The organism is uncultured Shewanella sp. (assembly GCF_947501225.1).
In the GTDB taxonomy this organism is placed as follows: Bacteria; Pseudomonadota; Gammaproteobacteria; order Enterobacterales; family Shewanellaceae; genus Shewanella.
The window spans coordinates 1-12,365 of the sequence record NZ_CANMUW010000006.1; the positions used below are offsets into that span (position 1 = coordinate 1).

Consider the following 12,365-nt stretch of genomic DNA (forward strand, 5'->3'; position numbering starts at 1 on the left):
TTCAATGCTGAGAGATGGTGTTTTATGGGAAGCGCCAAAAGCTTAAATTTAGCTGTTGACGCCATAGTCTCTTGTTAGGCAAACCCCTTGAGGCTTGGATTTTCCTCCAGTAAATTAATCAGTGGCAAGAATAGCGGATGTGGCAGTTCGTCTAGTCTGCACCACTTCCATTGTTTACATTTATCAGGCTCAGCGACTCGTGGCTCACCTGCTTTGCATGATGCTACTACAAATAATGTCACGTAATGCTTGTTCTCTTTTTCGAAAATATCATTCGTGAAGCCAAGTTTTGTTATCGAATCTACGACTAAACCCGTTTCTTCTAGCGCTTCTCTCTGCGCACACTCTTCGATGCTCTCGCCTAATTCAAGGTGCCCGCCAGGTGTAGCCCAGGTATGTGAGCCATGAGAGCCAATACGCTCACCAAGCAAAATACAGCCATCTCTAATAATGACAGTTGCAACCCCTACACGTACTTCTTTATTCACGATATCTTCCTTATCAGATAACTATGTTGCCTAGCAGCTTATTTAATCGCTGCCCGATAATCTTCTTAGCTGCTTGTTCAGTCAGGCAAAAGTATCATCTACAACTCATTGCTGTAAAAGGTTATTTCCTGACGTTCCATACTCAGAGCTGCTCGGTAAAAAATGCATGGGTGTTAATGAGGTCTGCATAACACTTAACCAAATAGCGCAAAAGCCAAATCGAAGAGGGAAACCTTCTTGTGAACAATACTGTGTAGATGCGGCAGTGGACGTTGATGGCATGGCGAGGTTTCACAAGGTGAAACTCGCCGAGCGGGAGATAGGGATATCGAACTGGCATTTAAACATGGAGGTTGTTTGAAATCGTCGAGCCTACAGGGCCCATTTTGTTCCATACAAAATTAGGCATTCTCTCCATCCATGGAGGTCAGATGTACTTGCAGCGAGCCACTGAAGTATCTACACATAAGCTCACCGCAGGTGATGAAAGAGCATGAAGATACGAGCTTCAAGCACACACTCCAATACCAACTCAGCCAGAAGCTAAAAAAGAAATGTAATAGACCTTCATTCGAAGGTCATAAAAAAGCCCCGAAATAAATTCCGGGGCCATATCCTAACCGTGATTGAAATGGCTATTTATACATCTACTTATAAACGGATGGGTCGTCCTCATTGGGACGGGTCTTAAACCTGCGGTGCAGCCACATATACTGGGCGCGATTCTGGTTGATTATCTGCTCGATGATCCCGTTGCCACGCTTGGCGTCGGCTACCTCATCCTCGCCGGGGAAGTTCTCCAGTGGCGGCAGTATCTCGATGGTGTACCCCTTGTCATCGGCGTTTCGCTCGACGCTGAAAGGCAGCACCTTGGCCTTGCCAAGACGTGCCAGCGTCGTTGCACCTGTGATGGTGGCTGCGTCGGGCATGGCGAAGAAGGGGATGAAGGTGGCACTGGAGCGCCCGAAGTCCTGATCGGCGGTGTACCAGATCACATCGGGGTTACGCAGGCAGCGAACCATCTGGCGCAGATCTCGTTTGGGTACCAATGCCTTATTCGAACGCAGGCGTCCTTTCACCTGCAGGTATTCCATCACTGGGTTATCGTGCGGACGATAGACACCAACGCCGGGTTGGAACTGACCGAAGATTCTGGCCCCCATCTCCAGTGGCAGGCAGTGAACCGCGAACAGGATCACCCCCTGGCCGTTATCGAGAGTATCTCTGACATGCTCCTGTCCCTTGATGGTCATATGGCGCTTGACCTTTGCATCTGACCACCACCAGGCATTGATGGTGTCGAAGATGGCTTTTCCCGTCTCTTCGAAGTTGCGCTCAAGCAGACTCTGCTGTTCTTCGGCCGTCATCTGTGGGAAGCAGAGCTCTAAATTGCGCTTAGCCGTATTTACCCTGCTGCCCATGAGGCGCTTAGCCAATCTGCCTATCATGGCGCCCAGTTTCATCTGGATCTGCAGCGGAAGTATCTGGGTGAGGCGCATCAAGGCGACACCCAGCCAGAGTAGCCAGTATTTGGGGTGATATAAATGGGCTGAAAATTGGGCTTTCTCTACCACGGTCAACTCGAAATCTTGAAAAATTATCGTGTATTCTAACGCAAATAAGCGTCAAAAAGGGGGAAAATTATCGGGTATTATCACAGCCAGCCCCTCCTGTTAGTTGAAGGCAAAATTAGGTACAATCGATAATTCATTTTTTTAGAAGACAAGAGTGTTATGAAGGTTTCTCTACCAGCATTTGAAAAAGCAAAGGTATTAGTCGTCGGCGACGTGATGTTAGACCGTTACTGGACAGGCCCTACCGGCCGTATTTCGCCTGAAGCACCAGTGCCTGTGGTTAAGATCTCACAGAGTGAGGACAGACCCGGTGGAGCCGCAAACGTAGCACTCAATGTTGCAACCCTGGGCGGTCAGGTTTCTCTGGCTGGGATCGTCGGTAAGGATGAAGCGGCTGATGCGCTCACTACCGGGATTCAGGCGTTGGGCGTAGAGCCTAAATGGCACTGTGTAGAGGATAAGCCTACCATCACTAAGCTGAGGGTCATGTCGAGAAACCAGCAGCTTATCCGTCTTGATTTCGAGGAAGCCTACCCGGTAGCAGAGAGTCAGGCACTGCTGGCTCACTCTGAGTCTGAGCTCGACAGTGTGGCGGTAGCTGTGCTGTCAGATTATGCCAAGGGGGCGATTACCCAGCCTCAGGAGTTCATAGCCAAGGCCAGAGCCAAAGGCGTTAAGGTACTTGTCGACCCCAAGGGGAGCGACTTTTCCCGCTACCGTGGAGCGTCGTTAATCACCCCTAACATGAGTGAGTTTGAGGCGGTTGTGGGTCATGTCACCTCTGAGGCGGATCTGGTTGAGAAGGCACAAGCTCTGCTGAATGAGTTTGATATTGAGGCTATCTTAGTGACCCGCTCTGAAAAAGGGATGACCCTGATCACCGCTGATGCTCCCGAGTTACATATTCCTACCGTCGCCCGTGAAGTCTATGATGTGACCGGCGCCGGCGATACGGTTATTTCGGCGCTTGCTACCTCATTAGCGGCCGGGAGCGATCTTCCTCAGGCCTGTGCTATAGCAAATACGGCGGCGGGCATCGTCGTCGCTAAACTGGGTACCTCTACGGTAAGCCGCATTGAGTTGATTAAGGCGCTGTCGGTTAGTCACGGTGAGTCGGGTTTTGGTGCCGTCAGCGAAGATCAGTTGGTCTATGCACTGGAGCAGGCGAGATTGCGGGGAGAGCGAGTCGTGATGACCAACGGTTGTTTCGATATCCTGCATGCGGGGCATGTGAGTTACCTGAAACAGGCGAGAGAACTGGGCGACAGGTTGATTGTCGCCGTCAATGACGATGATTCTGTTAAACGTCTCAAGGGCGAAGGGCGCCCGGTTAATCCATCGGATCGTCGTATGGCGGTTCTGGCCGGCCTGGCTTCGGTCGATTGGGTCGTCCCTTTCAGTGAAGACACTCCCCAACGTATCATCTCCAGACTGCTGCCGGATCTGCTGGTGAAAGGCGGAGATTATAAGGTTGAGGAGATCGCGGGTGGTAAAGAGGTCATCGCAGCCGGAGGAGCTGTAAAGGTACTCTGTTTCGAAGATGGCGTCTCAACCACGGCTATTATCGAAAATATCATGGCTAATCAGTGATCTGGTCGGCGCTCGCTCTGAGTGCCAGCCTGTTTTGGATCGATATCGGTTCAAAACAGGCACTGGTGTGTGAGTTGCCGTCGCTGCAGGCCTGTTTACACCGGTTACCCCTGCCGGCTCGCCACCAGTTACCCGATAAGCCCTCCGGCTTTAATCAACTATTGGGTCAAAGAGGCGCCATGGTGATGGCGGTAGAGGACAGGGCTATCGCCGGGGTCATCGTTTTATCTCCCAAGAACATTCCGGGTTCACTCTCAGTTAACCTGTCCGGTTCAATTCTCTCCTTTCCACTCGAAAAAACAGAGCTGATGACCCTCTGGCATGAAGCCGGGCATCTCGAAGCTATCGCCTTGACCGATAATGGTTTAATCGATGAGCTTACGCCATATAGCCACGAATGGCTTGCCGATTGCTATCTGGCCTGGCGAGCGGTTAAGGAGACAGGGAGCCTGGCGCTTATCTGGCAGCAGTATCACCGCAGAAACCTGGCTATGATGCAGAGTGTCACCGCCATCTCCCACTGGACGGTACCTGTCTTGTCTCAGTTACTCGGCCGGTATTCGGCGCAGCAGTTAAGTCAGTTCGATACGTTTAACGCGCTGATGAGCGAGTTTCTTCCCCTGATAACTGTTCCGGACTCAGATACTCTGGCCGAGTTCTCCAGTCTGGTGCATCGAACTTTCAGCACTGAGGTCAGTCAAGCTTTGCCTGACTATATGTTCTGGCGTAAAGCAGAGCTGGGACGCTACCTCAAGCCCACCCTAGCCGAGCTGTTAGGGGAAAAAACGGCCGGAGATTGGTTGAAGGAGCGAAAGATGTTGACGGGAGATGAGGGTTTTCATGCCAACTCCGGCCACTAACGGCTCAATTAGCTGAACCTTTGCTGAACGAGAGTCAGATACCCTGGCTATTCGCCACCTTACTGAAGAATTCTCTAATCTTGTTTGATAGCATCTATGGCATAGACGAGAAGATCGGAGGATCGGCAATGGCTAAGCGATCAAAGGCTCACACCGAGCAAACGATAAATCAAATACTGGACGAGGTGCTAAGTCAGCTGCTTACGCTGGGCTATGGTTCCATGTCATATACGACTCTGTCAGATGCGACGGGGATAAGCAGGACCGGCATCAGCCACCACTTTCCACGCAAAGTGGACTTTTTAACTCGATTAGATCCTAACATCGCCCGCTTGTTTATCGACGGCTTAGACTTCTCCAGTCTGACACGACTGGAAAGCTCCTGGATGGCCGCGCTGGAGCAACCGACACACGCTGCCGTGTTACGCCTGTTCTTTAGTCTGTGTGGTTATTCCGGCAGCGAGATAACTCAGTTTCGGGCTATCTCCCTGGCCAGAGAGACCGCAGTCTCGGAGTTGGGAGCCGAGGGGGACAGGCTTATCAGTGACCTGTTGGGAAGGAGTGCGGTTGCCTTGCTTGCACAGACCAATGAAGCCGAGGCGGCCTAGCCGAGCTGTGTATAGGTAAGTCGGCTCACCGATAAAGGTAGAAAAAGGAGCGTCGGCTCCTTTTTTGTGCTTGTATGTTGTTAATCCGGATAAGGACTTAAAGCTGCTGAGTCGCGATCTTATGCAGCCCTGTTTTCACGAAGAATAAGGGTCGGATTGAAGTCTATATCCCCATCACCATCGATAGTGACTAACCTGTCATCCTGCCTTGCTACCGCGGTTTTCTCATTTTGTGATTGTCTGACAAAGAGTAGTTGATAACCCAGTTTCGCAAGGGTATAGAAGGCGAATCTTTGCGCCGTAGAGAGTCGGTGCCAGTGCTGTTCGATATTAGGTTGATTGACCCTTCTGTCATTGAACTCTGCAAAAGAAGAGTTCATGGTCGATGCCTGCATGTTAACTACTCCCCACCTTCACCTATAGATAAGCTCAAACTTATATAAGCAGATGTCGACTTTTTATGCAAGTAGCAAGTGGATACGTATGGTAACTTAAGTGATATACAGCCTGAATAACGCCCTGTTTTGTCGGTGGATATTTAAGTGAAATTTTTATTTAAATAAATCTACAGGAGCGAGGCCAAATCACTTTGGCCAGTCAGCCGTGATAAAGCCCTTGCTTCTGTTTAAGCTTAAGCTTTATCTGTCGCCGAGCGGTAGCGGACTTGTCGGGCTTAAGGCACTGTTTGCCGGCGGAACTCAGTCTGCCAGAGGGATTATCGGAGGGCTATCAGAAGTGCCACTGAATGTAGACGGTCTGATAGTTACTGCCTCCGCCGATACGACCAAAGGCTGAACTCTTCTCGTAGATCCCGGATCTATGATGGATGCTATAGCCCAGCCACATCTTGTTAAGAGCATTGTTTCCGAAAAGGTCGCCCATATTCACATCTAATGAGAAGTCGAGGAAGTTAAGAAGTTTAGAAGGCTTATAACCCTTCTCCTCCATCTCGGTGCCTTCGATATGAGTCACGCTGCTGACATAGGAGAGGCCCTCAGCAACACCCAGACGCCATCTGGGGCCGATCTCGAAGGTGTAAAATGCCTTTATCGCCACGACGCCCTCGGCCAAATTTCCCTGAACTTCAGAGTCGTGATGCCAAACGGCACCGGGGGTAAAATATAACTCTATCGGCAGAGTAAACAGAGTTTCGGTGAGCCGGGTTCCATAGAATACCGACGTCAGCTGGTTATTGTAGGGATCGGTTCTGGTCTGCCATGACAAGATAGCATTCAGATTCGACGGGGTCGCCCAGCCATGGGCGATTCTGATGAACTCATCATCCGAGTCTGTGTCTGAGTTAAGCTGTGGGCTCGGGTGAGCGCCTGCAGCTTTCTTTTTGTTTGAATCGGGATAGAAACCTAAGCCGAAAAATGACTCATATTGATACTGAGTGTCTATGGTAGGCAGGTTAACAATATCCTCTTCTATTCGTCCCACTCCCAGTTTTCCCAATAGGTAGAGGTTACTGATAAGGTGATAACGTGCGGTAATACCAGCATTAAACTCTACTCCCCCCGAGGCGTCATATTTATCCAGGCCATAGTAAAACTGATTGAAGTCGGCACTCTTCCAATGTAGCTCGGCGTAAGGGCTAAGGTACCAGTCACCGGACTCCCAATGGTATTTTGTCCTTGAATAACCGTAGCTTCGTTTGTTCGAGTCGGCCATAAATGCGATATCCGCTTCCCAGGCTCCCTTGAGAAACCGGTATTGGAGGCCAAAATCGAAAGCCTGCGATTGGGACTCATTTTGCAGCTCGGTGGGGATATCGACAAACCTGAAACGCGTGTATGCGTTGACCTGATGGTTTTCATTCTTCCACAGGTGTGCGCCTGCCTCCATGCCATCGACAAAGAAGTAATCGTTCCTGAATTTGATGAGAGGAAGGATATCGTAAACCTCATCATCGTCGACGGCATAGGGGATATCACCTCGCCTTACTCCCATAGCGAGACCCCAATCTTCGGATTGATATCGGGTTGGGTAAACCTGAGCCGAAGCTTCGGTGAGTTCATTACTCTCCCGGTTATCGGGAGAGGCGATCGCCGCGCCGGACAGAGCCAGTGCGAGAGTGGAGCTAATGAGTAGGGAGTTATTATTCATAGTTTGTCGTTATTATTAAACTCGTGATGCCGATTGTGATGCCAGTATAGAATGAAAACAGAAAGTTAAAAAAGAATTCGTACCAAGATCCAGCTTTTGTGGTAGCACTTATTCACCCACTCAACTCATTTTTTTCACACTTGAGGTAATTTCCTGCCACCCCTTCACTTTCATTATTTCGTAAGCCTGTGAGCTAACAGCCTGAAACTTGTCCATTTAGTCGTTATTTGTTCACTTTTAGCCGAATATTTGAACCGACATATATCAAAAAGGAATTAAAAATTAGATTTTATTCTTTTTTGCTTTTCTGTGTGGAGGCTAAGCTAACCGACATTACACTGATATAGGGCCGTTTCTCATGTTGCTAAAAGAGCTTTCATCACTCGCTTCCCCCCTGTCCCAGGGGCAGGTGGATAAGTTAAAGCAGCTCACCTCTGAGCTGAATGCTATCCAACTCGCCTGGGTGGGAGGTTACCTGTCTGCATCTGCCGGACAGGCTACCCCAGTTAATGTCGCGGAAACGGAGCCTGCGCAAACCATTACTATTTTATATGGCAGCCAAACCGGAAACGGTCGCGGTATCGCCACCGAGCTGGCTGCTAAGGCTCAGGCTCAAGGGTATGCGGTCAACCTGGCCTCCATGTCAGATTATAAGGTCAGGCAGCTCAAGCAGGAGACGCTGCTGCTGGCCGTGGTAAGTACCCATGGTGAAGGGGAAGCACCGGATGATGCGATAGAGCTGCATAAGTTCCTGGCATCCAAGCGTGCGCCCAAGCTCGAAAACCTGAACTACTCGGTGTTGGCCCTGGGGGATTCAAGTTATGAATTTTTCTGCCAGACAGGTAAAGATTTCGATGAGAGGTTATCAAAGCTCGGTGCCACAGCGATTCAGCCTCTGGTCGAGTGTGATGTGGATTATGAGTCAGCCGCAGAGCAGTGGCAGCAGAGTGTACTGGAGGCGGTCAAGCCGTTAATTCAGACCTCAGGTGCCAGTGTTGTCTCTATCTCACCAGCTGCGGCGGGGAGTGAATACAGCAAGCAAAACCCCTATACCGCTGAGATCCTGGTTAGCCAAAAGCTTACCGGTCGTGACTCAGACCGCGATGTGCGCCATGTTGAGATCGATCTGGACGAATCAGGGTTGAACTATCGGGTTGGCGATGCGTTGGGCATCTGGTTCAGCAATGCCGAGGGTTTAGTCGATGAGATCCTGGCTAAGCTGGCACTCGATGGCGATACGCCGGTGACGGTAGGTAAGGACTCATTGACCCTCAAACAAGCCTTGATAGAGAAGAAAGAGCTGACTCAGATCTACCCAGGGCTGGTTCAGGGCTGGGCCGCATTAAGCGGTAGCGAGGAGCTGCTTAATATTGTCGAAGATAAGAAGCTGACCCGTCATTTTGTGCTTAATAACCAGCTGGCCGATCTGGTTGCTAACTATGAAGTCGAGATCACTGTGACCCAGCTGCTCGAGTTACTTCGCCCTATCACGCCTCGACTCTACTCTATCGCCTCGAGTCAGGCAGAGGTCGAGTCTGAAGTTCACCTTACCGTTGCTCTGGTTGAAGATGATCATGGAGGGACAACCCGGTTCGGTGGTGCGTCCCAATTCCTGGCTCAAGCCGAAGAGGGAAGTGAAGTCAAGGTGTATGTCGAGCCTAACAATCACTTCAGGTTGCCTGAAAACCCTGAGACACCGGTGATCATGGTGGGCCCGGGAACCGGTGTGGCCCCTTTCAGAGCCTTCATGCAGGAGAGAGCTGCCCGGGGGATCGAGGGGAACAGCTGGCTTTTCTTCGGTAATCCGCATTTCGAGCAAGATTTTCTCTATCAGACCGAATGGCAGCAATATCTGAAAGATGGCTCGCTCGCCCGTCTTGATCTGGCTTTCTCGCGAGATCAGGAGCATAAGATCTACGTTCAGCACCGTATTGCCGAACAGGGGAAAGAGTTATGGCAGTGGTTGGAGTCCGGCGCTCACCTGTATATCTGTGGTGACGCAGAGCGAATGGCGAAAGATGTCCATCAGGCGCTGCTGGATGTGGCAGTTAAGTTTGGCGGCAAGACCCCTGATGAGGCCGAGGAGTATTTCGAAGGTCTGCGGAGTGCTAAGCGTTACCAAAAAGATGTCTATTGATCCCATAGAGGAGCGGTTCGATATAGGTCGAACCCCCTTTAATGTGTTCGAAACGATTAAGAGAATTGATGAGACGCCCCTGAGCGTTGCATATAGAGAATGAGTGAGACTGTTGCCATGACTGTAGAAAATGTTGAAGAGAAATTATCGGTTAATGAACACCTGAAGACCGACAGTGACTACCTCAGGGGAAGTATTGAAGAGGGGCTGGATACGGCTGTCACCGGCGCATTCAGCGAAGGCGATCAGCAGTTGATCAAGTTCCACGGCTTTTACCAGCAAGATGATCGGGATCTGCGTAACGAACGTAAAGAGCAGAAGCTTGAACCTCTCTATAGCTTCATGTTGCGTGCCCGAGTTGCCGGCGGGGTGTGTACACCCGACCAGTGGCTGGGTGTCGATGAGATAGCCTCGACATTGACCAGTTCCAACAGCATTCGACTCACGACCCGACAGACGTTTCAATATCATGGGATCTCGAAGCGCAATCTTAAGACCTTGATCCAGGGGCTGGACAGGAAGGCACTGGACTCTATCGCGGCTTGTGGTGATGTAAACCGAAACGTGATGTGTAATCCGAACCCTGTCGAATCACGCCTCCATGAGCAGGCTTATTACTGGGCTAAACAGTTGTCTGATACCTATCTGCCAAGGACCAAGGCCTATGCCGAGATCTGGTTGGGAGATGACAAGGTTGCAACCAGTGAGGGAGATGAGGTGGAGCCGGTTTACGGTAAGACTTACCTGCCGCGTAAGTTTAAGATGGCCGTCGCCGTGCCGCCGGATAATGATGTAGATGTTTATACCAATGATCTTGGCTTTATCGCCGTTGCACAAGAGGGGGAGCTTGTAGGTTTTAACCTGGTTGCCGGTGGTGGTATGGGGTCTACCCACGGCGAGGTCGAGACCTTCCCGCGTCTAGCCGATGACTTTGGTTTTATTAAGGCCGAAGACACCCTCAAGTTTGCCGAAGCTGTACTGAAGGTTCAGCGTGACTGGGGGAACCGCTCTAACCGTAAGCAGTCGCGACTCAAGTACACCATAGTCAAGCATGGTTTCGAAGCCTTCAAGGCTGAAGTTGAAAAGCGCGCCGGTGTTAAGTTTGAGCCTAAGCGTGAAGTGGTGATCGGCGATCGCGGCGATCGTTACGGCTGGATAAAAGGGGTGGATAATAACTGGCACCTGACACTCTTTATCGAAGGTGGTCGAATCAAAGACCTTCCGGGACAACCACTACAGACAGGGTTGAGGGAGATAGCTAAAATCCACAAGGGTGATTTTAGAATGACCTCAAATCAAAACTTCATCATCGCCGGTGTTGCCGACGAGGATAAAGATGCGATCGAAGCCCTGGCTCGCAGTCATGGTTTGATGGGTAAGCTAATCAGCGAAACCCGTGGTCGCTCTATCGCCTGTGTGGCTCTGCCCACCTGTGCGCTGGCTATGGCCGAGGCGGAACGTTACTTCCCCGATTTCCTGACTAAGGTTGAAGCCTTGCAGGAGAAACATGGTTTCAAGGATCAAGGCATAGTGATCCGTATGACGGGATGCCCCAACGGGTGTGCCAGACCCTTTGCCGCCGAAATTGGTCTGGTGGGTAAGGCACCGGGACGATACAACCTATATATCGGAGCCAGTTTTGAAGGGACCAGACTGAATAAACTCTATCGTGAGAATATTCAGGAAGCCGAGATCTTATCTGAACTGGATCTCTTGTTTGCGCGTTATGTCAGTGAGCGTGAAGAGGGGGAAACCTTTGGTAACTTCACGGTACGTTCCGGCGTGGTGAAGGCGGTTATCGATGCCGCTAAGGACTTTCATGGCTAACTCTTTAAAGGTGGAATCGGTCGTATCGGCCGATGAACTCCTGGCGTTATTGAACGCCCCGGAAGTCGAGCAGCGGCTCGAACTCGAGCGTATTAATCAGTTTCTTGCTGAATTAACTCCCGCTCAGAGGGTTAGCTGGGGACTCGAATATCTGCCTGGAAATCATGCGCTTTCATCAAGTTTTGGGATCCAGGCTGCCGTAATGTTGCATCTGCTCAGCGCTCAGAAGGCGGATATTCCGGTCATACTGACAGATACCGGTTACCTCTTCTCCGAGACGTATCGCTTCATCGATGAGCTAACCGAACGGTTAAAGTTAAACCTTAAGGTTTTTGCATCGCCGATGACACCGGCCTGGCAGGAGGCGCGTTTTGGCTTGCTGTGGGAGAAAGGCTTAGACGGGTTAGATCAATATAATCGTATGAATAAGGTCGAACCTATGCAGCGGGCACTGAGTGAGCTGAAGGTGGGGACCTGGTTTGCCGGCTTGCGCCGCTCACAATCGAGTACCCGTGAGGCGTTGCCGGTTTTGGCTATTCATGGTTCGCGTTATAAGATCTTGCCGATCCTCGAGTGGAACAATAAAGATGTCCATGAGTATCTTACCGAACATGATCTCCCCTATCATCCATTATGGGAGCAAGGTTATGTCTCAGTCGGAGATGTTCACTCCAGTAAGCCGCTCGAGTTAGGCATGAGCGAAGAGGAGACACGCTTCAATGGCTTGAAGCGTGAGTGTGGTCTGCACTATGAGATCTAAGCCGATACACCTCTTCACTTAAGGTAGAGGAGTCACTGTTTAGTGGCTCCTTTTGTTTTCAATCGATATTCATCACTGTCTAGTGAGCGAGCCGATTCATCTTTGTGGATAACAGGATACGCATGACACCGTTGTCATCTGTCTAATTTTACGAGTTTTAATCTTCCGGGATTATACTTTAGTTTTATTTTTATAATTTTTTTGTACATAAATACCCACAAACTTATGCACAGCTCTTTTTTTAGTCTATAGTTTGTGGTTCCCGTAGGTGGTTTTAGAATGCTGTTCTGTATCGAGTCTCTCATCTGTAGAGTTGGACTCAGTGCTTTTTAGTTCTTCCTTGAGCCTTTATCATCACCCATTTGATGATGCTCACTAAAAGTCACAGGCAGAGCCGTCGGCAAACAAAAACCTT

The 12,365-nt window shown here is 50.2% G+C and carries 10 protein-coding genes; 6 read left to right on the forward strand and 4 right to left on the reverse strand.

Annotated features, from left to right (window positions below; translation table 11 throughout):
• Positions 1 to 74 precede the first annotated feature (74 nt).
• Together Q1B47_RS10345 and Q1B47_RS10350 are read right to left on the reverse strand one after the other, a co-directional pair.
• A complete protein-coding gene (locus Q1B47_RS10345; RefSeq protein WP_299792796.1) occupies positions 75 to 488 on the reverse strand; it encodes an NUDIX hydrolase in 414 nt (137 codons plus the stop codon).
• 647 nt (positions 489 to 1,135) lie between these two features.
• Positions 1,136 to 2,062, reverse strand: a complete 927-nt coding sequence (locus tag Q1B47_RS10350; RefSeq protein WP_299793587.1) for an LpxL/LpxP family Kdo(2)-lipid IV(A) lauroyl/palmitoleoyl acyltransferase — start codon at positions 2,060 to 2,062, stop codon at positions 1,136 to 1,138.
• A 159-nt stretch (positions 2,063 to 2,221) separates the two neighbouring features.
• Here Q1B47_RS10350 and hldE point away from each other — a divergent pair, with 159 nt between their 5' ends.
• The 3 genes from hldE (at position 2,222) to Q1B47_RS10365 (ending at position 5,120) form a co-directional block, all read left to right on the forward strand.
• The gene (gene hldE, locus Q1B47_RS10355; protein ID WP_299792799.1) at positions 2,222 to 3,652 is read left to right on the forward strand and encodes a bifunctional D-glycero-beta-D-manno-heptose-7-phosphate kinase/D-glycero-beta-D-manno-heptose 1-phosphate adenylyltransferase HldE; all 1,431 of its coding nucleotides are present in this window, start codon (positions 2,222 to 2,224) and stop codon (positions 3,650 to 3,652) included.
• The gene (locus Q1B47_RS10360; protein ID WP_299792802.1) at positions 3,649 to 4,512 is read left to right on the forward strand and encodes a hypothetical protein; all 864 of its coding nucleotides are present in this window, start codon (positions 3,649 to 3,651) and stop codon (positions 4,510 to 4,512) included. Before hldE ends, Q1B47_RS10360 begins: the two co-directional genes overlap by 4 nt.
• Positions 4,513 to 4,640: 128 nt before the next feature.
• Positions 4,641 to 5,120, forward strand: a complete 480-nt coding sequence (locus tag Q1B47_RS10365; RefSeq protein WP_299792805.1) for a TetR/AcrR family transcriptional regulator — start codon at positions 4,641 to 4,643, stop codon at positions 5,118 to 5,120.
• A gap of 119 nt (positions 5,121 to 5,239) precedes the next feature.
• Here Q1B47_RS10365 and Q1B47_RS10370 read toward each other — a convergent pair whose 3' ends face one another.
• Both Q1B47_RS10370 and Q1B47_RS10375 read right to left on the reverse strand, forming a co-directional pair.
• On the reverse strand, positions 5,240 to 5,500 hold the full coding sequence (locus tag Q1B47_RS10370) for a hypothetical protein (protein ID WP_299792808.1): 261 nt from the start codon (positions 5,498 to 5,500) through the stop codon (positions 5,240 to 5,242).
• Between the two features lie 349 nt (positions 5,501 to 5,849).
• Positions 5,850 to 7,226: a MipA/OmpV family protein gene (locus Q1B47_RS10375; RefSeq protein WP_299792811.1), complete on the reverse strand. Its 1,377-nt coding sequence runs from the start codon at positions 7,224 to 7,226 to the stop codon at positions 5,850 to 5,852.
• 358 nt (positions 7,227 to 7,584) lie between these two features.
• Between Q1B47_RS10375 and Q1B47_RS10380 the strand changes: the two genes are divergently transcribed.
• The 3 genes from Q1B47_RS10380 (at position 7,585) to Q1B47_RS10390 (ending at position 11,950) form a co-directional block, all read left to right on the forward strand.
• Positions 7,585 to 9,363 carry an assimilatory sulfite reductase (NADPH) flavoprotein subunit gene (locus Q1B47_RS10380; RefSeq protein WP_299792814.1) on the forward strand — a complete coding sequence of 593 codons (1,779 nt, stop codon included), beginning with the start codon at positions 7,585 to 7,587 and terminating at the stop codon, positions 9,361 to 9,363.
• 117 nt (positions 9,364 to 9,480) lie between these two features.
• Complete coding sequence (gene cysI, locus Q1B47_RS10385) at positions 9,481 to 11,190, forward strand: assimilatory sulfite reductase (NADPH) hemoprotein subunit (RefSeq protein WP_299793589.1); 1,710 nt, start codon at positions 9,481 to 9,483, stop codon at positions 11,188 to 11,190.
• The gene (locus tag Q1B47_RS10390; RefSeq protein ID WP_299792817.1) at positions 11,183 to 11,950 is read left to right on the forward strand and encodes a phosphoadenylyl-sulfate reductase; all 768 of its coding nucleotides are present in this window, start codon (positions 11,183 to 11,185) and stop codon (positions 11,948 to 11,950) included. The genes cysI and Q1B47_RS10390 overlap by 8 nt, the downstream gene beginning before the upstream one ends.
• Positions 11,951 to 12,365: the final 415 nt, after the last annotated feature.